This window comes from Pseudomonas sp. LB3P58 (genome assembly GCF_054897895.1).
This window is the reverse complement of record NZ_JBUBVE010000001.1, coordinates 872,589-893,505: the sequence shown is the minus strand read 5'-3', so window position 1 is coordinate 893,505 and position 20,917 is coordinate 872,589. Positions and strand designations below refer to the sequence as shown.

16 protein-coding genes are annotated in these 20,917 nt (G+C 55.5%); 8 read left to right on the top strand and 8 right to left on the bottom strand.

Translation table 11 applies throughout. From position 1 onward, the window contains the following. Nucleotides 1-139 precede the first annotated feature (139 nt). Both ygfZ and ACYZTZ_RS04115 read left to right on the top strand, forming a co-directional pair. Nucleotides 140-1,081: a CAF17-like 4Fe-4S cluster assembly/insertion protein YgfZ gene (ygfZ, locus tag ACYZTZ_RS04120; RefSeq protein WP_461997306.1), complete on the top strand. Its 942-nt coding sequence runs from the start codon at nt 140-142 to the stop codon at nt 1,079-1,081. 34 nt (nt 1,082-1,115) lie between these two features. After that, nucleotides 1,116-1,937, top strand: a complete 822-nt coding sequence (locus ACYZTZ_RS04115) for an HDOD domain-containing protein (RefSeq protein WP_461997305.1) — start codon at nt 1,116-1,118, stop codon at nt 1,935-1,937. A gap of 117 nt (nt 1,938-2,054) precedes the next feature. Here ACYZTZ_RS04115 and ACYZTZ_RS04110 read toward each other — a convergent pair whose 3' ends face one another. Both ACYZTZ_RS04110 and ACYZTZ_RS04105 read right to left on the bottom strand, forming a co-directional pair. After that, on the bottom strand, nt 2,055-3,440 hold the full coding sequence (locus ACYZTZ_RS04110; protein ID WP_056742559.1) for a sensor histidine kinase: 1,386 nt from the start codon (nt 3,438-3,440) through the stop codon (nt 2,055-2,057). Then, nucleotides 3,433-4,104, bottom strand: a complete 672-nt coding sequence (locus ACYZTZ_RS04105; protein WP_008153060.1) for a response regulator — start codon at nt 4,102-4,104, stop codon at nt 3,433-3,435. The genes ACYZTZ_RS04110 and ACYZTZ_RS04105 overlap by 8 nt, the downstream gene beginning before the upstream one ends. Before the next feature lie 234 nt (nt 4,105-4,338). Between ACYZTZ_RS04105 and ACYZTZ_RS04100 the strand changes: the two genes are divergently transcribed. The 5 genes from ACYZTZ_RS04100 to ACYZTZ_RS04080 are packed head-to-tail and all read left to right on the top strand — an operon-like array spanning nt 4,339 to nt 9,715. Further along, nucleotides 4,339-5,631, top strand: a complete 1,293-nt coding sequence (locus tag ACYZTZ_RS04100; protein WP_461997304.1) for an OprD family porin — start codon at nt 4,339-4,341, stop codon at nt 5,629-5,631. A gap of 39 nt (nt 5,632-5,670) precedes the next feature. Continuing rightward, the gene (locus ACYZTZ_RS04095) at nt 5,671-6,648 is read left to right on the top strand and encodes a Bug family tripartite tricarboxylate transporter substrate binding protein (protein ID WP_461997303.1); all 978 of its coding nucleotides are present in this window, start codon (nt 5,671-5,673) and stop codon (nt 6,646-6,648) included. A 59-nt stretch (nt 6,649-6,707) separates the two neighbouring features. After that, on the top strand, nt 6,708-7,166 hold the full coding sequence (locus ACYZTZ_RS04090) for a tripartite tricarboxylate transporter TctB family protein (protein ID WP_056742564.1): 459 nt from the start codon (nt 6,708-6,710) through the stop codon (nt 7,164-7,166). A 1-nt stretch (nt 7,167) separates the two neighbouring features. Continuing rightward, nucleotides 7,168-8,682, top strand: coding sequence for a tripartite tricarboxylate transporter permease (locus ACYZTZ_RS04085; RefSeq protein WP_461997302.1), 1,515 nt, complete (start codon nt 7,168-7,170; stop codon nt 8,680-8,682). Then, the gene (locus tag ACYZTZ_RS04080) at nt 8,675-9,715 is read left to right on the top strand and encodes an AbrB family transcriptional regulator (RefSeq protein WP_461997301.1); all 1,041 of its coding nucleotides are present in this window, start codon (nt 8,675-8,677) and stop codon (nt 9,713-9,715) included. The genes ACYZTZ_RS04085 and ACYZTZ_RS04080 overlap by 8 nt, the downstream gene beginning before the upstream one ends. Before the next feature lie 103 nt (nt 9,716-9,818). On the opposite strand, the gene ung is transcribed toward ACYZTZ_RS04080, so the two are convergent. Further along, nucleotides 9,819-10,511 (bottom strand): uracil-DNA glycosylase, encoded by a 693-nt coding sequence (gene ung / locus ACYZTZ_RS04075; protein WP_056742570.1) that lies wholly within the window; start codon nt 10,509-10,511, stop codon nt 9,819-9,821. 132 nt (nt 10,512-10,643) lie between these two features. Here ung and ACYZTZ_RS04070 point away from each other — a divergent pair, with 132 nt between their 5' ends. Then, nucleotides 10,644-11,747 carry an enoyl-CoA hydratase/isomerase family protein gene (locus tag ACYZTZ_RS04070; protein ID WP_461997300.1) on the top strand — a complete coding sequence of 368 codons (1,104 nt, stop codon included), beginning with the start codon at nt 10,644-10,646 and terminating at the stop codon, nt 11,745-11,747. Nucleotides 11,748-11,923: 176 nt separating this feature from the next. Here ACYZTZ_RS04070 and ACYZTZ_RS04065 read toward each other — a convergent pair whose 3' ends face one another. The 5 genes from ACYZTZ_RS04065 to ACYZTZ_RS04045 all read right to left on the bottom strand — a co-directional run bounded on the left by ACYZTZ_RS04065 (nt 11,924) and on the right by ACYZTZ_RS04045 (nt 20,720). Further along, nucleotides 11,924-17,446, bottom strand: a complete 5,523-nt coding sequence (locus ACYZTZ_RS04065; RefSeq protein WP_461997299.1) for a calcium-binding protein — start codon at nt 17,444-17,446, stop codon at nt 11,924-11,926. 2 nt (nt 17,447-17,448) lie between these two features. Beyond that, nucleotides 17,449-18,306: a hypothetical protein gene (locus ACYZTZ_RS04060; RefSeq protein WP_461997298.1), complete on the bottom strand. Its 858-nt coding sequence runs from the start codon at nt 18,304-18,306 to the stop codon at nt 17,449-17,451. Between the two features lie 22 nt (nt 18,307-18,328). Further along, nucleotides 18,329-19,555, bottom strand: coding sequence for a glycosyltransferase family 4 protein (locus ACYZTZ_RS04055; protein WP_461997297.1), 1,227 nt, complete (start codon nt 19,553-19,555; stop codon nt 18,329-18,331). 302 nt (nt 19,556-19,857) lie between these two features. Continuing rightward, nucleotides 19,858-20,310: a hypothetical protein gene (locus tag ACYZTZ_RS04050; RefSeq protein WP_461997296.1), complete on the bottom strand. Its 453-nt coding sequence runs from the start codon at nt 20,308-20,310 to the stop codon at nt 19,858-19,860. Between the two features lie 167 nt (nt 20,311-20,477). After that, the gene (locus tag ACYZTZ_RS04045; RefSeq protein WP_461997295.1) at nt 20,478-20,720 is read right to left on the bottom strand and encodes a hypothetical protein; all 243 of its coding nucleotides are present in this window, start codon (nt 20,718-20,720) and stop codon (nt 20,478-20,480) included. Nucleotides 20,721-20,917 lie beyond the last annotated feature (197 nt).

The window sequence follows — 20,917 nt, the reverse complement described above, 5'->3', positions numbered from 1 at the left end:
TCAAATAGGCGGCAAGTATACAGCCCCAGGCAGAGTCGAACACTCGGCTTTGGTCGGCCACCAACGATCCTTTGTGAACTACCCATTTCGAGAGCGCACCCTTATGATGTCCCCCAGACTCTTTACCCTGCGATGACCCATGGCCGATTCTGCTTTTTTCTGCACCCTGTCTCACGAAGGCGTTCTCGCAGTACGCGGCGCGGATGCCGGCAAATTCCTGCAAGGCCAATTGACCTGCAACCTCAATTACCTGAGTGACACCCAGGCCAGCCTCGGCGCCCGCTGCACGCAGAAGGGCCGGATGCAGTCGAGTTTCCGCATCCTGCTGGAAGGCGACGGCGTTCTGATGGCCATGGCCACCGAACTGCTGGAACCGCAACTGGCGGACCTGAAAAAGTACGCGGTGTTTTCCAAATCCAAACTGACCGACGAAAGCGCCGCCTGGGTCCGCTTCGGCGTGGGCCATGGCGATGCGGCACTGATCAGTCTCGGTCTCGAGCTTCCGGCCGACACCGACAGCGTCGCGCGCAATGACGGCCTGATCGCCATTCGCGTCTCGCCGGACCGCGCCGAACTCTGGGTCGCCGCCGAGCAGGCCGACCTCATCAAGGGCAAACTGTCCGCCGTATTGACCGAAGGCGATCTGAATCAATGGCTGTTGGGCCAGATCCGCGCAGGGATCGGTCAGGTCATGCCGAGCACTCGCGAGTTGTTCATCCCGCAGATGCTCAATCTGCAAGCCGTGGGTGGCGTGAGCTTCAAGAAAGGTTGCTACACCGGCCAGGAAATCGTCGCGCGCATGCAGTACCTGGGCAAACTCAAGCGCCGCTTGTATCGCCTGAAACTGGATGCCAACGAGTTGCCTGCACCTGGCACACAATTGTTTTCCCCTACCCACGGCAGCTCTATCGGCGAAGTGGTGCTGGCCGCCAACGCCGGGCAAAATATTGAACTCCTGGCCGTGCTGCAAGCTGAAGCAGCGGAAGGGGGTGATATCCATCTGGGCGCGCTCGAAGGGCCAGCCCTGCACCTGCTCGACCTGCCTTACGAACTGGATCGCGATCGCGAAATCCAGCGTTAACAGCAGCATTTGTCGCAATACCTAGAGAAACGAAATGAGTGAGCTGGCGGAAAAGGTCCAACAGGATTTGGTTGAGGCCATCGATAACGATGACCTGGTTCTGCCAACGTTACCGGAAGTGGCCCTGCAGATTCGCAAGGCCGCTGAAGACCCGGAAATCAGTGTCAGCACCCTGAGCAAAGTGATCGGCCGCGATACCGCGCTGTCGGCGCGTCTGATCAAAGTGGTCAATAGCCCGCTGTTGCGCGCGACCCAGGAAGTCACTGACCTGCACACGGCAATCACTCGATTGGGCATCAATTACAGCAGCAACCTGGCCATCGGTCTGGTCATGGAACAGATTTTCCATGCCCGCTCCGAGGTGGTGGAACAGAAAATGCGCGATGTCTGGCGCAAAAGCCTGGAAATCGCCGGGATCAGCTATGCATTGTGCCGCAGGTACACGCAACTCAAGCCCGATCAGGCAGCCCTTGGCGGACTGGTGCATCAGATCGGTGTGTTGCCGATCCTGACCTACGCCGAAGATCACTATGAACTGCTGGCTGACCCGGTCAGCCTCAACCATGTGATCGATCACATTCATCCACTGCTCGGCGACAAACTGCTCAGGGTCTGGGAGTTTCCGGAGATGCTGGTACAGGTGCCGGGGCTTTATCTGGACTTCAATCGACAGTCCGATCGGGTCGACTATGTCGATCTGGTGCAGGTGGCCAGCTTGTATTGCCACAAAGACACTGACCACCCCCTCGCGCGCATCGACGCATTCAGCGTGCCGGCGTTCAAAAAGCTGGGGATTGATCCGGAGAACGAGGGGATGTGCCGCGATCTGGAAGAGTCGCGGTCGATGTTCTACTGATCAAGAAACCGCGTCGTGCCCTTCGCGAGCAGGCTCGCTCCCACATTTGATCTGTGTTCACAGGACCAATGTGGGAGCGAGCCTGCTCGCGAAGGGGCCAGTCCAGACACCACAAAACTACCCGGCAATAAAACTCACCCGCACCTTCAACCCCGCCTGTTCGCCATCGTGCAGACTGATTTGAGCCAGGTGCGCGCGGCAGATCTCACCGACAATCGCCAGTCCCAACCCCGAACCGGCCACCTGCTGGTTGCGCCGGTAAAAGCGTTCGAACACCCGATCGCGCTCTTCAAGAGGAATGCCCGGGCCGTCATCCTCGACCTCCAACACGGCCGGTGCCGTGACCCGAAGAATCACGTTGCCACCCGACGGCGTATGGGCCAGCGCGTTATCCACCAGATTGCTCAACAGTTCGTTCAACAGCGTTGGCTCGCCGCGCAACCACACCGGTTCGTCCGCTTCCAGTGCCAGCGCCACACCGCGTGCGTGGGCCAACGGTGCCATGGCCATGCCGAGTTCGCGCGCCAGTTGACTGAGGTCAAGCAACTGCGCGCCGCCCTCGGCGATGGCCCGGGCACCATTTTCGACCCGTGCCAGCGAGAGCAATTGATTGGCAAGGTGGGTCAATCGGTCCGTGCCTTGGGCGGCGGTTTCCAACGTATTGCGCCAGGTTTCCGGTTCGGTCGAGCGCAAGCCCAGTTCCAGTCGTGCCTTGAGCGCCGCCAGGGGAGTACGCAGTTCATGGGCGGCATCGGCGATGAACTGCGCCTGACGCTCGAACTGCCCGCGCAGGCGCTCGGTGAAGTGATTGAGCGCGCGCACCAGCGGCCATAATTCGTGCTGCACTTCCACCAACGGCAACGGCCGCAGATCGTCCGATTGACGCTCTTCCACCGCAGTGCGCAAGCGTTCCAGCGGACGCAACGCGGCGCTGACCGCAAACCACACCAGCAACAACGCACCGATCGCCAGCATGCCCAGACGCAGCAACGTGTCGGCTGCCAGGCTGCGGGCCATGCTGACCCGCGCCTCATCGGTTTCCGCCACGCGGATTTCCGCCATGCCGTTCATGTTCGGATCACTCACGGGTTTGAGCAGGCTCACCACGCGTACGTTCTGGCCCTGGTATTTGGCGTTATAGAAACGCGCCAGTGCCGGATAGTCATCGGTGCGCGGCGTTCCCGGCGGCGGTGGCGGCAGGTTTTCGTAGCCCGAGATCAGTTTCTGATTGATGTCGTTGACCAGGTAAAAAATCCGCCCCGCGCTGTCGTACGCAAAAGTATCGAGGGCCACGTACGGCACGTCAGCGCTCAGCGAGCCGTCGCGCTGGGAGACGCCCGCCGCGATGGTCCGCGCCGAGGCCAGCAAGGTCCGGTCATAGGCGGTGTCGGCAGCTTCGCGACCGTTCCAGTAAGCGCTCAAACCACTGGCCAACATCAACACCACCAGCAACAACGCCAGATTCCACAGCAACCGCCAGCGCAGGCTGCTGGGCTTATGCATCGCGGCTTTCCAGCAAGTAGCCGAGACCGCGGAAGGTCACGATGACCACCGGTTGGCCGTCTAGCTTCTTGCGCAGGCGATGGACATAGATTTCGATGGCGTCGGGGCTGGCCTCTTCGTCCAGACCGAATACTTGCGAGGCCAGTTGCTCCTTGCTCATCACTCGACCGGGACGGGCGATCAGGGCTTCGAGCACTGCCTGCTCGCGGGAGGTCAGGGTCAGCAACTCTTCGCCGAGGGTGAAGCGCCGAGTGTCCAGGTCATAGGCCAACACACCGCAGCGCTGCAGGCGTTCACCGCCGAGCACACTGCGGCGCAGCAAGGCTTTGACCCGGGCTTCGAGTTCGGTCAGTTCGAAAGGTTTGGCCAGGTAATCGTCAGCGCCGAGGTTCAGGCCGTGGACCCGATCCTTGACGTCGCTGCGGGCGGTCAACATCAACACCGGCAGATTCTTGCCCCGTGCCCGCAGGCGCGCCAGCACTTCGAATCCATCCATGCGCGGCAGCCCGACGTCGAGGATCGCCATGGCGTATTCCTCGCTGCTCAACGCCAGGTCGGCCGCCACGCCGTCGTGCAGCACATCCACGGTCAGCCCGGTGCTCTTGAGCGCCTGGGCGACACTTTCAGCGAGCTGCAGATGGTCTTCGACGAGCAGAACACGCATGGATCTTTACCTCATTCAGGGATGGTCGACGCCATTCTTTGGCGCGGAGTTTACAGCCGCAACCGCCGCTGTGAAGCCCGAGAACCGTGAAAGTCTTCTGAAAGGTTAGCGAAAGGTTGGCCCGTTAGAGTCCAGCCACGGACAGTTTCGACTGCCCGTCGCTACCGCACATAGCGTACGAAAAACGCCTCGAAGCGTTTTCGCCAATAAGAACAATAAACGGAGTACTTCAAGATGCTGTCCATGCAGCTTCAGGCTTGCCCGCCTGCTCGCTTTTCCCGCCTCAGCCACACCGCCCTTGTCAGTGCCGCCGCCCTCGCCGGCTTTTCGCCGTTGAGTCAGGCTGCCTTCTTCGAAGACAGTACGGCAACCCTCGAAACCCGCAACATGTATTTCAACCGCGACTTTCGCGACGGTACCAGCGCCCAGCAATCCAAGCGGGACGAATGGGCTCAGGGGTTCATGCTCAACCTGCAATCGGGTTACACCGATGGCACCGTGGGGTTCGGTGTCGATGCGCTGGGCATGCTGGGGGTCAAACTCGATTCAAGTCCCGACCGCACCGGCACCGGCCTGCTGCCAACCCATGACGACGGTCGCGCGGCGGATGAATATTCCAAGCTCGGCCTGACCGGCAAAGTGAAAATCTCCGCCACGGAGCTGAAAATCGGCAGCCTGTTTCCGGAATTGCCGATCCTCAAAGCCAACGATGGGCGTATTCTGCCGCAGACCTTCGAAGGCGGCCTGCTGACCTCAAAAGAGATCAAGAACCTGACCTTCACCGGCGGGCGTCTGGAGAAAGCCAAGGACCGCGACAGCACCGACTTCGAGGACATCGCCCTCAACAACAAGAACAGCCGCTTCGCTGGTACCGCAGCCGGCAAGCATTTCGACTTTGGCGGCCTGGACTACAAGTTCACCGACAAAATCACCGGCAGCTACCACTTCGCGCAACTTGATGAAGTCTACAACCAGCACTTCCTCGGTGTTGTCGCATCGCAACCGTTCGGCCCCGGTACTTTCGGCACCGATCTGCGCCTGGCCATCAGTGATGACCAGGGCGCGGCCCGTGGCGGCAAGATCGACAACAAATCCCTCAACGGCTTGGTGAGCTACGCCTTGAGCGGGCATAAATTCAGCGCCGGTTATCAGCACATGTCCGGCGACAGCGCGTTCCCTTATGTCGATGGCAGTGACCCGTACCTGGTCAACTTCGTTCAGATCAACGACTTTGCCGGCGCCGAAGAACACTCCTGGCAGGCACGTTACGACTTTGACTTCGCCAGGCTTGGGGTTCCCGGCCTGAGTTTCATGAGCCGTTACGTGAGCGGTGACAACATCAAGCTCAAGAACGGTGACGAAGGCAAAGAGTGGGAACGCAACTCCGAGATTAAATACGTCGTACAAAGCGGCGCGCTCAAGGATGTCGCCGTGCGCCTGCGTAATGCCACTTACCGCTCCAACTACTCCGCTCGCGATGCCGATGAAGTGCGTCTGCTGGTGAGCTATAGCGTTGCCCTTTGGTAATTCAGTACACCTATAACAACAACTCCCAAGGAGACTTGAATGAACCTGTCAATGCGTAAAGTTGCTCTCACTGCCAGCGCCCTGCTGTTCGCCGGCCAATTGCTCGCTGAACCCAAACGCCCGGAATGCATCGCCCCGGCCTCGCCCGGCGGCGGTTTCGACCTGACCTGCAAACTGGCGCAAAGCGCGCTGGTGAATCAGAAACTGCTGACCAAACCGATGCGCGTGACCTACATGCCCGGCGGTGTCGGCGCGGTGGCGTACAACGCGGTGGTCGCTCAGCGTCCAGCCGACGCTGGCACGCTGGTAGCGTGGTCCAGCGGTTCGCTGTTGAACCTGGCCCAAGGCAAGTTCGGCCGTTTCGATGAAAGCGCCGTGCGCTGGCTGGCGGCGGTTGGAACAAGCTACGGCGCCATCGCGGTGAAAAGCGATTCGCCTTACAAGACCCTGGACGATCTGGTTCAGGCGTTGAAGAAAGATCCGAGCAAAGTGGTGATCGGCTCCGGCGGCACCGTCGGCAGCCAGGACTGGATGCAGACCGCCCTGATCGCCAAGGCTGCCGGGATCAACCCGCGCGACCTGCGTTACGTCGCCCTCGAAGGCGGCGGTGAAATCGCCACCGCCCTGCTCGGCGGCCACATCCAGGTCGGCAGCACCGACATCTCCGACTCCATGCCGCACATCCAGAGCGGTGACATGCGCCTGCTGGCCGTGTTCTCCGAGAAGCGCCTGGACGAGCCGGAAATGAAAGACATCCCGACCGCCAAAGAGCAAGGCTACGACATCGTCTGGCCAGTGGTTCGCGGTTTCTACCTCGGGCCAAAGGTCAGCGACGAAGACTACGCCTGGTGGAAAGACGCTTTCGACAAGCTGCTGGCTTCCGAAGAGTTCGCCAAGTTGCGCGATCAGCGTGAACTGTTCCCGTTCGCCATGACCGGCCCGGAGCTGGACACCTACGTGAAGAAGCAGGTCGCGGACTACAAAGTGCTGGCCAAAGAGTTCGGCCTGATTCAGTGATCGCCTCTGTCTAGCGGCTGCGGCCCCCGTTCTGCGGGGTCGTGGCACAGGAGTTTCTCATGCTCTTACAACGCATTTTCGCTTCGGCGCTGTTGCTGGTCTGTGTTGGCCTGGCGCTGATGGCTTGGCCGTATCAAGCGGCTTTTTCCTACGAACCGGTGGGGCCGCGCGCCTTTCCATTGTTGATGCTCGGCCTGATGGGGCTGGCGTTGCTGTACATGGTGTTTCGGCCGACGCCGATCGTGCACAGCGACGACGACCCGAAACTGGACCGCGAAACCCTGATCAAAATCGGCATCTGCGTGCTGCTGTTGCTGGTGTTTGCCGGGGCCTTCGAACCCCTTGGTTTCATCGTCGCCAGCATTCTGATTGGAATCCCCATGGCACGCCTGTATGGCGGCCGCTGGCTACCCAGCACGGTGATCATCAGCCTGATGGCTATCGGTCTTTATCTGCTGTTCGACAAGGTGATGGACGTGCCACTGCCGCTGGGCGTGCTCGACGTTCTGGAGAACTGATATGGATACTCTTGGCTATTTGGGTCAGGGCTTCGGCGTCGCGCTGACCCCGTACAACCTCGTGACCGCGCTGTGCGGCACCTTGATCGGCACCGTCGTCGGGCTGTTGCCGGGGCTGGGCCCGATCAACGGCGTGGCGTTGCTGATTCCGATCGCGTTCGCCCTCGGCCTGCCACCGGAGTCGGCGCTGATCCTGCTGGCGGCGGTGTACCTGGGTTGCGAATACGGCGGCCGGATCAGCTCGATCCTGCTGAACATCCCGGGCGAAGCTTCCACCGTCATGACCACCCTCGACGGTTACCCGATGGCCCGCAAAGGCCTGGCCGGTGTGGCGCTGTCGCTGTCGGCGTGGAGCTCGTTCATCGGTGCGTTCATCGCGACGTGCGGCATGGTGCTGTTCGCCCCGCTGTTGGCGAAATGGGCGATTGCCTTCGGACCTGCGGAATACTTCGTGCTGATGGTGTTTGCGATTGTCTGTCTCGGCGGCATGGCCGGTGATCGACCACTGAAGACCTTTATCGCCGCGCTGATCGGTTTGTTTCTATCGAGCGTCGGGATCGATGCCAACAGCGGCGTGTACCGTTTCACCGGGGATAACATCCATTTGACGGACGGTATTCAGTTCGTTGTGCTGGTACTGGGCTTGTTCTCCATCAGTGAAATCCTTTTGTTGCTGGAAAAAACTCATCGCGGCCAGGAAGCGGTGAAAGCCACCGGGCGCATGATGTTCAACTTCAAGGAAGCCTCGGCGGTGTTCGTGGTGAACATCCGTTGCGGTTTGCTGGGCTTCATCATGGGCGTGTTGCCGGGTGCCGGCGCGACATTGGCCAGCGCTGTGGCCTACATGACCGAGAAACGTATCGCCGGCGCCAATGGCACTTTCGGACAAGGTGACATGCGTGGCCTCGCGGCTCCGGAAACCGCTATCGGTGGCGCTGCCTGCGGTGCCCTGGTGCCAATGCTGACCCTCGGCGTTCCGGGTTCGGGTACCACGGCAGTGATGATCGGCGCGCTGTCGCTGTACAACATCACCCCGGGCCCGCTGTTGTTCCAACAGCAACCGGACATTGTCTGGGGCCTGATCGCGTCGTTGTTCGTCGCCAACGTGATGCTGGTGATCCTCAACATTCCGATGATCCGCATCTTCACGCGCATCCTTGCCGTGCCGAACTGGGCGCTGGTGCCGGTGATCGCGATCATTACCGGGATCGGCGTCTACGCGGTGCATGCCACCACCTTCGACCTGTTCCTGATGATCGGCATCGGCATCTTCGGCTACATCCTGCGCAAGCTGGACTTCCCGTTGTCGCCGGTTCTGCTGGGTTTCATCCTCGGCGGTTTGATGGAGCAGAACCTGCGTCGCGCCCTGTCGATTTCCAACGGTGCACTGGAAATCCTCTGGTCGAGCCCGATCACCTTCGGTGTCTGGGTACTGACTGCAATCATGCTGCTCATGCCGATCCTGCGGATCTGGCGCAAACGTTCGGTCGCCCGGCGCGTTATTGCCGATGTCTGATCGAATACCCTTCAAAGCCTGGTGGGGAACCCCGCTGGTCGGTCTGCTGGGCGGTTACCTGGCCAGCCAGATCGGCTGGCCACTGCCGTGGATGGTCGGCTCGTTGCTGGCGATCATCCTGGTGCGTTGCCTGACACCCTGGCAATTGGCGGAAATCCCTGGCGGCCGCAAGTGCGGCCAGTGGATTGTCGGCATCGGCATCGGCCTGCACTTCACCCCGGTGGTGATGGAGCAGGTCCTGAGCCACTTCGGTCTGATCTTCTTCGGTGCATTGGTCACCAGCCTGTCGGCCGTGGTCGGGGTCTGGTTGATGCGGCGTACCGGTGAAGATCGCGCGACCGCGTTCTTTTCCAGCATGCCGGGCGGCTCCGGGGAGATGGTCAACCTCGGCGCGCGTAACGGCGCGGTGCTCAGTCGTGTTGCGGCGGGGCAAAGTCTGCGGGTGTTGGTGGTGGTGCTGTGTGTGCCGGCGGCGTTCAAGTATTTGTTGGGTGACGGTGCACCGCTGGCCCATGCCACTTCCGTTGACTGGCGCTGGCTGGCACTTCTATTCCCGGCGGGCGCCCTCGCCGCCTGGCTCTGGGAGCGTCTGCGTCAACCCAATCCGTGGCTGTTCGGGCCGTTGCTGGTGAGTGCGGCGGTGAGTATTGGCTGGGATCTGCACATCAGTTTGCCCAACGGCGGCAGCCAGATCGGCCAATGGCTGATTGGCAGCGGGTTGGGGTGCCACTTCAATCGGCAGTTTTTCCGGCGTGCGCCATCGTTTATGGGGCGGACGTTGATTGGCACGGTGTTGACCATGCTGATCGCCACCGCGGCGGCGCTGGGGTTGAGTGCGTTGACCCATCTGGATTTGCGTTCGCTGACACTGGGCATGATGCCCGGCGGGATTGCGGAGATGAGCCTGACGGCGGAAACCCTGCAATTGTCAGTGCCGCTGGTGACAGCGATGCAGGTGATGCGCTTGTTGTTTGTGTTGTTTTTGGCGGAGCCGTTGTTCAAGTATTGGAATCGGCAGCCGGATTCTGTCTGAAAGACCGAGTCGCCCCCTTCGCGAGCAGGCTCGCTCCCACAGGGTTCGCGTGATCCTTGTGGGAGCGAGCCTGCTCGCGAAGGGGGCCAACTCGGTCAACGCATCAAACTGGCGGCAACCGCCATTCGATCGGCGTTTCGCCATTCTGTTCCAGAAACTTATTGGTTCGACTGAAGTGCCCGCACCCGAGGAAGCCGCGATAGGCGGACAACGGTGACGGATGCACCGACGTCAGCACCAGATGCTTGGTGGCATCGATCAGTTTCTGCTTGCTCTGGGCATGCGCGCCCCACAGCAGGAACACCAGATGTGGCTGGTGTTCGCTGACCACTTCGATAATCCGATCGGTAAAGTACTGCCAGCCCTTGCCCGCATGGGCGTTGGCGTTGGCGCGTTCCACGGTCATGGTGGTGTTGATCATCAGCACGCCCTGGTCAGCCCAGCTTTGCAGGCAACCGTGGGTCGGGATGTCGATGTTCAGATCGCGTTTCAACTCTTTGTAGATGTTCACCAGCGACGGCGGCGCCGGTACGCCCGGTTGCACCGAGAAGCACAAGCCATGGGCCTGTCCCGGACCGTGGTACGGGTCCTGGCCGAGGATGACAACTTTGACTTTATCCAGCGGCGTCGAGTTGAGCGCGTTGAAAATCATCGGTCCTGGAGGGTAGATTTCCTTGCCGGCCGCGCGCTCCTCTTGCAGGAAATTGCGCAACTCTGCCATGTAGGGCTGGTCGAATTCGGCACGCAGTGCCTCCTTCCAGCTCGGTTCGAGTTTGATACGGTCGTCAGCAGTCATGGTTACATCCGGCAAAAACAATGGGGCGAACCCTAGGAAAGCCCATCACGCTTGTCAATTGATCTGACGCAGATCCGGCACTTTCCTACATAGCGATCATACTGAACGCTCAAATTCCCGATCGAGGTCACGATGAATCTGCACTTCGAAGAACTCACTGGCACCGACGGCGCACGCATCGGAGTCGCCAGCCTGGATGCCGAAAAGTCCCTCAATGCCCTGTCACTGCCGATGATCAACGCCTTGCGCGATCAACTGGACGTCTGGGCCAAAGAACCGCAAATCGTCTGCGTCGTGTTGCGCGGCAACGGCGCCAAGGCCTTTTGCGCCGGCGGTGAAGTCCGCAGCCTGGTGGAAGCCTGTCGCGCCCATCCCGGCGAAGTGCCGCCGCTGGCCGCGCATTTCTTTGCGGCGGAATATCGCCTGGACTTCAATCTGCACACTTACCCTAAACCGCTGATCTGCTGGGGGCATGGCTATGTGCTCGGCGGCGGCATGGGGCTGCTGCAAGCGTCGGGCATCCGGATTGTCACGCCGAGCAGCCGCCTGGCGATGCCGGAGATCAGTATCGGTTTGTACCCGGATGTCGGGGCCAGTTGGTTTCTGTCGCGTCTGCCCGGCAAGCTCGGATTGTTCCTCGGCCTGACCGGCGCCCATATGAACGGTCGCGATGCGATCGATCTCGACTTGGCCGACCGTTTCCTGCTCGATGAACAGCAGGAAGAGCTGATGGAAGGCCTGCTGCAGTTGAACTGGCAGGAACAGACGCCGATGCAGCTGAACAGTCTGCTCAAAGCCCTGCAGCAGGAAGCCATCGCGCAAATGCCCGAAGCCCAATGGCTGCCACGACGCCAGCAGATCGATGAGCTGCTGGATGTCAGTGACGTGCGCTGCGCCTGGAAGGCCATCAGCCAGCTGCGCGACAACACGGATCTGCTGCTCAGCCGTGCCGCGAAAACCATGAGCGAAGGTGCGCCCCTGACCGCTCATCTGGTGTGGGAACAGATCGCCCGCGCCCGGCACATGTCGCTGGCTCAAGTCTTTCAGATGGAATACACCATGAGCCTCAACTGTTGCCGTCATCCTGAATTCAGCGAAGGCGTGCGCGCACGATTGATCGACAAGGATCAAAAACCGCATTGGCACTGGCCAGACATCAATAACCTGCCGGATGCGGTGGTAGATGCGCATTTTCACAAGGCCTGGGAAGGCCGGCATCCTCTGGCCGATCTGTAGGAATACTGAAATCCGGGCATTGCCCGCGATGGCTATCTCAAGGGCTTATCGCGGGCAAACCATGCTCGTACACGTTGTTAACTGCACTTCGTCCCTACCCTATTCCCGGAACGAGCCTCCTACCGCAAGCGGAGAAATTGTTTGTAGTCATCACCTGTTTGGCATTGAAGTAATAATTAACCGTTAAGCCCATAAAATTGTATTATTTCCTTCGCTGCCTGCAACGCTTCATCGTCATTACGCAACAAGATGTCCTCCGCATCCCTTAGCGGGGGCAAAGCGTGTAGAAGATCAACAAGTTGGTCCGCCGTGTAGTCTTGAGGAACTCTATCCACTCCTTGTACTCTTATAAAACTTATCGCGGCATCGCCTCCTAAAAAATGATTAACCGCTCGTATCTTCGGAGACGAACCATAATTCACCACTACGACGAGATCATCATTATCGCGGTGAAATTTCAGCTGAAGGATGGACACATCGAAATCCGTAAAATCAATTCCATCAATACCGCCAGATGCATTAACAATCAAATCTCTTCCCAGCCCGTCATATTTGTAAACGTCATTACCCGCGCCACCTGCTAGAGTGTCGTCACCCGGCCCTCCCCAAAGAACATCGTCTCCTGGACCGCCCGAGATCGAGTCATCTCCCTGCATGCCTCTTATCTCACCTGCCCCACTCAAAGTGTCATCACCTCGACCACCAACGAGAGGAAGCGCTTTATTATCACGAGAAGATCTGACCAAAGGAGCATCGACCACCAAAATGCCGCTATGGTAACTATCAGGAGCAGGACCTAATTTGCTGTTAGCGATAAGCTGTTCCAAACGAATGGTCGTACCATCTGCAAACTTTATAACTTCAATACCAGAGCCACCAAGATCACTTGCATTCGGCAATACAATACGAACCTGTTGTTCCTTACCCCAGGAAATATCAAGCGTTGAGTACAGCATCAGCCCTCGAGGTGGACTGCGATAGGTGCCGCGCTGTGGATTTGGTGATAACTCTATATTGACCGCCTCAACCAATACGGTACCCCAACTTAATTGCAACTGTTCAAGAGTTATCCCACCCGGAAGTCTAACGGTATCAGTATCGTCTGGTCCGGACTCAGATTCCCACCCAGCAACCCCAACTTCAGGACGCAGAAAAACAGGGCTTAACATATCCGCAATAATGGTAGTCGCTCCAGCATGCGCGCCTATTATGTAAGTGTCAGGACCGTTCTCACCGTAAAGCCAATCATGCCCTGAGCCACTGACTAAATAATCCGCGCCGTCTGATCCAAGCAGCGTATCGTTTCCTGCCCCGCCTGAAAGAAACGCACCGGGTGTCTTACCTTCATGTTCACCATAATTAACGTCGGGATCCTTAACGGTGACGACTAAATCATCGCCCGTCCCGCCATGAAAAATATTGCCGCCTTCGAGATTTACTCTACCGCCAGCATCATCGCCCTGAACAACTTGGTGCCTAATGGTTTCAGTCGTGGCATCCCAACTGAACTGCTTGTAACTAACTGCACCATCTTCGAAGCTGCCAGCAGGATAAACATACCAACCTTGAATGACACCTGTGACGCTTTTATTTTCGATGACAACTTCACCAGCACTTAAAGCAAACCCACTGTAGCTTGAGCCAGAGGGATAGTATTGCGGCTCTTGTTTTGGCGTATATTTCAGTCCGCCCTCCACTGAAGGTATTGACTCAGTGCGGGACGTTGTATTTGAGGATCTCTCACTGAGTACTGCTCTACCAGAAACAAGACTCATTCGATCCGGAGTTTCCGACAAGGATCCTGCCTGGAAGCTTTCAACAATTAAATTAGTTTTTTCGTGGTAGCTGTACTCGTTATCAGTAATATGGCTTTTGCTCCAGGCTCCCTGAGCATTTAGCACGAACCCCGATGCGAGTATAAATGCCGAGCGGCGCTTTTTCATGTTCGCCAGAAACTCTTCGCCCCACAGTTTGTCATTATCACCTTTAAGGCGAGGAGTATCGACCGCAGCATTATGCGTGCTACTTCCGTCTGCACCTCCTACCAGAGATGTTTCTGCCAAAGACGAAACGTCTACCGGCCCTTGGACTATTTTCATAACGCCCTGAAAACTTAAAACAGAACCGTCACTAAAACTAAAAGATGAACTCTGCCACTTTTCAAAATCCCGGATCCGAATGGCGTCACCCAAACCATTGGACATTCGTAATACTGGACCAACATCAACAACAATAATGTCAGCTTTTAAATTATCTGCAGTAAAGCCAGGTCCGAATTTTATGATGTTGTTTCCGCCCGTATCTGCGATAACGTCGACACCATCTCCGGCGCCGAAATGATAAATATCATCGCCGTCTAGCCCATCCAGATAGTCGTTGCCGCTGCCTCCTCCAAAAACATTATTACCGGGACCACCGCGAAGATAGTCCCCACCTGCACCGCCATATAAAGTGTCGTTTCCACCGCCGCCTAGCAGCGTGTCGTTACCTGCACCGCCATCAAGATAATCTGCGCCATGTTCCGTTTCGGGTCTTAGCTCATAATCACCAAGCAAGATGTCATCATCAGCACCTCCGTAAAGTGTATCGGCACCCAAGCCTCCCCAGAGCGTGTCGTTTCCGGCATTTCCTTGAATGTAGTCATCATTAGTTCCCCCCTCCTCCAGGTTGTGCTCATCTCCATCCAGGGCGTCATTCCCTTGTCCCCCTACCAGCGTATCGGAGCCACCCATGCCTAAAAGCGTGTCATCACCAACACCGCCATCAAGAAAATCATCACCGTGGTAACGAACTGGGTGATCGGTGTAATCGCCAGATAGATTATCGTTACCTGCACCACCATAAAGTGAATCATCAGCACCGCCACCTTGGAGGGTGTCGTCACCCGCACCACCATCCAGAAAATCACTGCCGAAATAATCTGCGGCATTACCCTCAATACCCTGCAGGACGGGATCATCCCCCTTTAAATAGCCGTTACCGAGACCGCCGTACAACACATCGCTGCCGCCATTACCGGCAAGTTCATCATTGCCATCCCCACCGTCTAACAAATCGTTTCCATGGTTTCTGCTTTGGAGCCCTCGAGCCCAGTCGAGGTTGTCTCCCAACAAAATGTCGTCGTCGCTGCCTCCGCGAAGGGTGTCATTTCCCTGATCACCGCTCATCACATCATTCCCGGTTCCGCCATCGAGCAAATCGTCGCCCCAGCCACCCGTCATAAAGTCTTGACCACCTTGACCATAAAGAATGTCGTCACCACCCTCCACGGCATTGCTGGAGGAGGCATTGGAAAGGACGCCACGCCTGCTGATAACACCATTGCCAAGAGGGACGTCAATGGTTTTAAAGTCCCAGTTTTCCGCCAGACCAGCGGTCACATCATCACCCGATAAATAATCGTCGCCCGCCCCGCCAATAAGCGTATCTAGTCCGTTTCCGCCAAGCAGCACGTCTGGGGATGGGGTGCCAATCAGTAGATCATCGCCTAGCCCCCCATCTAGCCAATCGCCACGGCTTGCTCCCCCGAGAACTGCCCCACCCGCCATCGCTTTTTTGATAGTTGTTTGCTTATCTCCAAACAAACGATCATTTCCGGCGCGACCGAATAACCGATCAGGTCCGCCAAGCCCAATGAGCAAGTCATCGTTCGGCGATCCGTGCAGCATGTCGGCCTTGTTTCTCTGCTTTACATTCGGCATCACCACAACATTGCCCAGTTCATCGTAAGAGAACTGATCACCGGGAACATCTGGATCGGTATCTTTTGCTTTCCAATCACCCATTACGGTTAGATTGGGTCTCGGAATGGGCTGACCTTTGTAATCCGGGAGTTGGATGCCCAACATTCCTGGCGTGTAGTGCTTTATAACAACCAGGTCATGCTTACCGTATTTAATATTAAGTGTTTTTTCAGTGAGTTCTTCGATGAGGGTTAAAGTAATGGTCCGATCTTCAGTAATCCAGGTATTACTCAGAGGACTGCTACGTTTTGGGAGAGGTATCGGAAGGCCATTGATAAGTATCTGACCATCGGCGTTAAAATCGAAAATCTGATCGACTCCATCGCCACTCGAAAATTCATATCGATCATTGCCTGCCCCGCCAATCAGAATATCGTTACCTTTTCCACCCACTAATACATCATCACCGGACATCCCGTGCAGCGCATCATTCCCATCTCCACCCGTTAACGAGTCGTTACCGTGACCACCGTCAATATGATCATTCCCATCCAGGCCGTTGATCGTGTCATTGCCCGCACCACCATAGAGATGGTCGATATTTGTTCCACCGCTGAACGAACGGCCTCCATCATCGCCAAACATAACCAGAGGATTTGAAACCCCTGTAGCCATTGCCGCCTGTTTACCTGATGCGAGATCTGAGTAAGAGAACTTCTGAGCCGTGTTTTCACCAAATGATCCGTTGGTTCTGGCTATCAGGCGGCCTAACATGTCTGCGCGATCAAATAGCCATTGTTCCGTAATGACACCTTCGCCAGTTTTCGAGTCATAGAGTTCCAGACCACAACCTGAAAAACCTTCGCCTCTTTCTATAACTATTTCACTCAGGTGTTTGAGAGAGTTACGTACTGCCTGGCCGGTAGACGTATCCGCGGCGGCTAGTACTCCCCACTCCGAAGCGCTGCCGTATTCCCCAATCGTCTTGGCAACAATGCTTTGGGATTGACTCGGTGAGAGCGATGAGAAAAATGTATAGGCGTTAGCAGCAAACGTTTCATCCGTGGTCGCCGTAAAAGTAGCGTCACCTTCGTAGGTTCGTCTAAACATGTCAAAGAAGGCATTCGCACCGTATCTTAATATCAGATTAACCACTGGCAAAATAGGCGTTCCTTTAACCACATACTGGATTAACGGATTAACACTTCCACTACTAAGCGCCACATTTATCTGCTCTGGCGCAACTGAAAACAAGCTATCAAAAATATTCCTGCCAAAATTTTTGATCACCGCTTCAAGCGCCACACTGTATGAGTCTATGGCAAACAGGATGTTCTTAAAATCATCGACTCTATTAACCTTTGCTTGTTCATGACTGCCTTTTATTTCCGACCCGGGATCACCTGCCGATATTAACCTCCACGTTTCATAGGGAAACTCCCCACCCAACAGACTGAACGCGATTGTCCCCGACCATCCTGAATTACGACTTGAAGCAGTGTCTGGTGCATCACTTACGTCTTCGAACAATATTTCACCGACGGCTCTTGCATCGATGGAAGCGATTTGGCTAATTAAAGGTACGGTCCACGGTGCCAAATTATCTTTAACCGACCCGTGAATCAAAGCATTTACAAAATTGACTGCCACCCCATTAGACGCTTGTTGCATCAAATCAGCGCTAAATGCTTCATTCAGCCTCAGTTGTCCTTGCCGCAACGTATAGGCACGAATTAGAGCAGAGTAAGCACCGTTTCCTCCATTGGCATCAATCGCCACATCAAGCCAGAGCTTGGCACTTTTTAAAGTCCGCTTAATGGTTTCATCAAAAACAACTCGACCGGAAAGCTTATCACCAATAATATCTGATAACGCCTGATAGAAAGGTGCGCAATTCTTACCTTCCATCGCTACTTCTTTGTACCGTTCTTTTTCCGAATCGAACTCCATCCCATTGCATATACTGACAGCATCGAAAATTATTTTTTGCTCTGAGACACTAAAAACATAGCTCATAGTTACTTCCCTGTAATTATGGAACGCGAAAGATGTTCACTAAGCAATCGAAGCGCTATGGGAGCCCCACGTAACGAACCAGTACCGGTTCCTATACGAGCATCCCCACCTGCAAAATCGAAATCATGCAATCCGACCGTACAATAGGCATTCAAATCACCAAAATCTAAATTTTGCAGTTGCGATTTATTAAACCTCAATAGATCCGCCTTACTTACCCCACTTTCTAAAGTTTTCTTCCTCGGGGAGCCCAAACCGTCACACGATATCGTGCGCGGTGTTCCGTCACGTCGGCGCCAGTCACGTATTACAAAGTCTGTAACTGAGAACTCATTCTTAATACTAGGAGGCCGCTCATTAAGCCAAAGCTCCAAGCCTGGATAATTTTTGAGTTTCACAATCAGCTCTTCAGGCCAATCAACAACCTTAAATCCCATATTGTATGGTTCGGTGGATGGCTTTCTGGTGTATAGCCTAGCCGCCACATTGAAATGCCCCCAACTAGATGAAGGCTCTTTCCCGCTCTCCTGATATTCTGTGCGCAGCTCAGTACCCGTCCACCAAAAAGACCCCTCAAGAACATCTGCAATACACAGCCCGTCCCTCGTTGAAGAACCAAAATGGAACCCTGGTATTTTAGTTCTATCAAGGAGCCCCCCTCCCAATATAGGAACGTGCTCCATACCGGCAAGTTTCTGACTACATTTTTTTGATTCCTGATAATGACGTTCTCTTGCTTCTGCCATGCGCCCCCATTCAATATAAAAATCCACGACCCAATAACACAGAGCCAAAACCAAACCGTACTTCAGTATCGCCTTACACCACCGACTTACGCCCTTGCGAAACAATTTATGCATTTCAAACTCCATTTTAAAATGATCAAACAGCCAATCTAGAACAACAACCAGACATCACGCGATCAAAAATCTCAAAATAGACTTTGACACCATGCTTTACATCAAACTTGCTCGCTGTCAAATCCGAAGATCTTTTAATTAGCCTAAAATCACCAGGAGACCTTAGAACATTGCAAACTTTTCCTGCTATCGATTCACTATCGAAGAAATCCACTAACAATCCATTTACACCGTCAACAATTACCTCTTTGACTGGAGCGGTATCGGAACCTATAACGACACATCCAGACGCCATAGCCTCAAGCAATGACCAAGACAGAACGAAGGGATAAGTCAAATAAACATGAACTACTGAAACCCGCAAAATACTCCTATAAGTTTCATAAGGCAGTTTGCCGGTAAAATGCACTCTGGAAAGATCCACTTTTAATTCAGCCAGCATTTTGCTGCGCCAGTTTTCATACCCTATAGGCATACGCCCATAACTTACGCCATCTCCTCCTACTATTACGATGTGGGCGTCTGGGCACTTGGCTTGAATGTATGGAATGGACCTCATGAAACTATGAAAACCACGATAGGGTTCTAGGTTTCTGGCAACGTACGTCACGATTGATTGGCCGGCTTTTATCACATGCCCACTGGGTAGCTTTACAGAGGCAGGCACAGGCTCGGAAGATTGCGAAGGGACACCTTCATGAATCACATGAATTTTAGAGTGATAAATTGGCGGGAACAGACTGCGCTGCCAATGTGTTGGCGAAATTCCAACATCACATTGCTCAAGGTTCAAAAGATGCATCGAATTCAGGAGACGAAGCCTTGATGATGCATCTACGGGACATGGGAATTCCGGATCGAACTCCATATCCGCACCCTTTGAATGATAATAATATTCACAGAAATGAATGAGCGGAATGTCAGGATATACATCCTTAACGAACAGTGTTTCACCCCATCCCGGATGGGCGAGTATCACATCGGGGCAATAACCCTTTTGTTTGAGCCTTTTCAACACCCCCAAAACTTGTTGCCCATCAAATATCGCCTCTTCATATTTATGCAAATACGGATGAGCAAAATTCGATGTTTTTCTTATAGGTCGATATCGAAGAAGCTTTACCCCATGAACTCCTGGAGCGGTATCCCGCCCTATCGCAGTCACTGCGATGTCCGGGCGACTCTGCGCCGCCAAGGCAACATGCCGAAATTGACCGGGAAAGTTTTGATGAATAATAAGTAGATTCATAATTTGAGTGGCTTCTTTCCTTAGATACCCCCATAAACTGAAGTTTTCCAACATCAATATGAATATACGAACGCTAACAAATGCGCAGAAATAAAACTGTAGGAGGGTTCCGAGAACACCCGAGGAGATGGGCAAGACGAGTGATTTTTCGAACCGAGTAGGGGCGTTCCCGCCACCAGCCGTACGATTCCGTTGAGGGCTTCACCTCCAAACACCAGTCACGACCCAAGGATCCATGCCTGACGCAGCCAAAAAAAAGCGGCGCTTGATGCGCCGCTTTTTTGTAGAGGTTTTTGTGAGGCCTACCGGTGGCCGCCTCGGCCGTCGTGATCGCCGCGACCGTTGTGGTCGCCCCTTCCGCCACGGTTGTCGCGTCCGCCATTGCCGCCGCGATAGTCGTTGTTTCCACCGCGGTTACGGCCGTCCCAACCGCCACGGTCATGGCCATCCCAGCCGCGATTCTGATGGGCCCGATAGTCGCCTCGTTGCGACTGGTAATAGCGTGGTGCCGGTTGATAAACCCGCGGCTGATAGTAATACCGCGGCGTTGGCTGGTAATACCGCGCTGGCGGGGCGTAGTACCGGCGTGGTTGCGTGTAATAACCGCCGCCGCCTGAATAGTAAGGTCCGCCGTCATAATAGGCTGGCGAGGTATAGACCTCGGAACTGTAGTAGCTGGCTCCTCCATCGGAATAAGGCACGCATGCACCAAGAGACAATCCCAATACAGCAATCAGAAGAATTCGCAGATACATGGCGGCCTCCTGGACCGCGAGTGAGCCACACCAGCGACGCTGGCAGGCGACAGTCAATTATTCGGTGACTGTCGAAAGATCAGACATCGTTTTCCAAATCTGGTGCGTTCCTGAAACACATTGAAACAAGTCGCCGATGAAAGGTTTTTCATCCATTCACCCGCTGATTAATGGTGGCCACCGCGATATCCACCACCGTAATGACCTGGCCCGTGCCCACCCCAATAGTAGTAGCGATAGCCACCATAAAAGCGCGGTCCGTAGTAATAGCGCGGTCCGTAATCGTAGGAATAGGGTGAATAGCCGGGGTAGTAATAAGGCTCGGAATACACATCGTAACCACCAGCGTAGTAGTAGCAGCCGGACAATCCCAGGCCGAGAACAACACCAAACAACAGTCGACGAAACATGGCGGCCTCCTGAAAGACCCACAACCGGAACAGGCCGGCTGACACCTGTTTTGACTGGCGATGCTGCGCCGAGTGCCGAGCCGCCTGGACCTTCAGATCAGCGGCCGACCCGATCCATTGCGGTGCACCCACGCACCATCACAAGGCAGCGCCGCCACCTCTTCCCAACGCGCCAACTGCGTAATCGCCCACGCTAG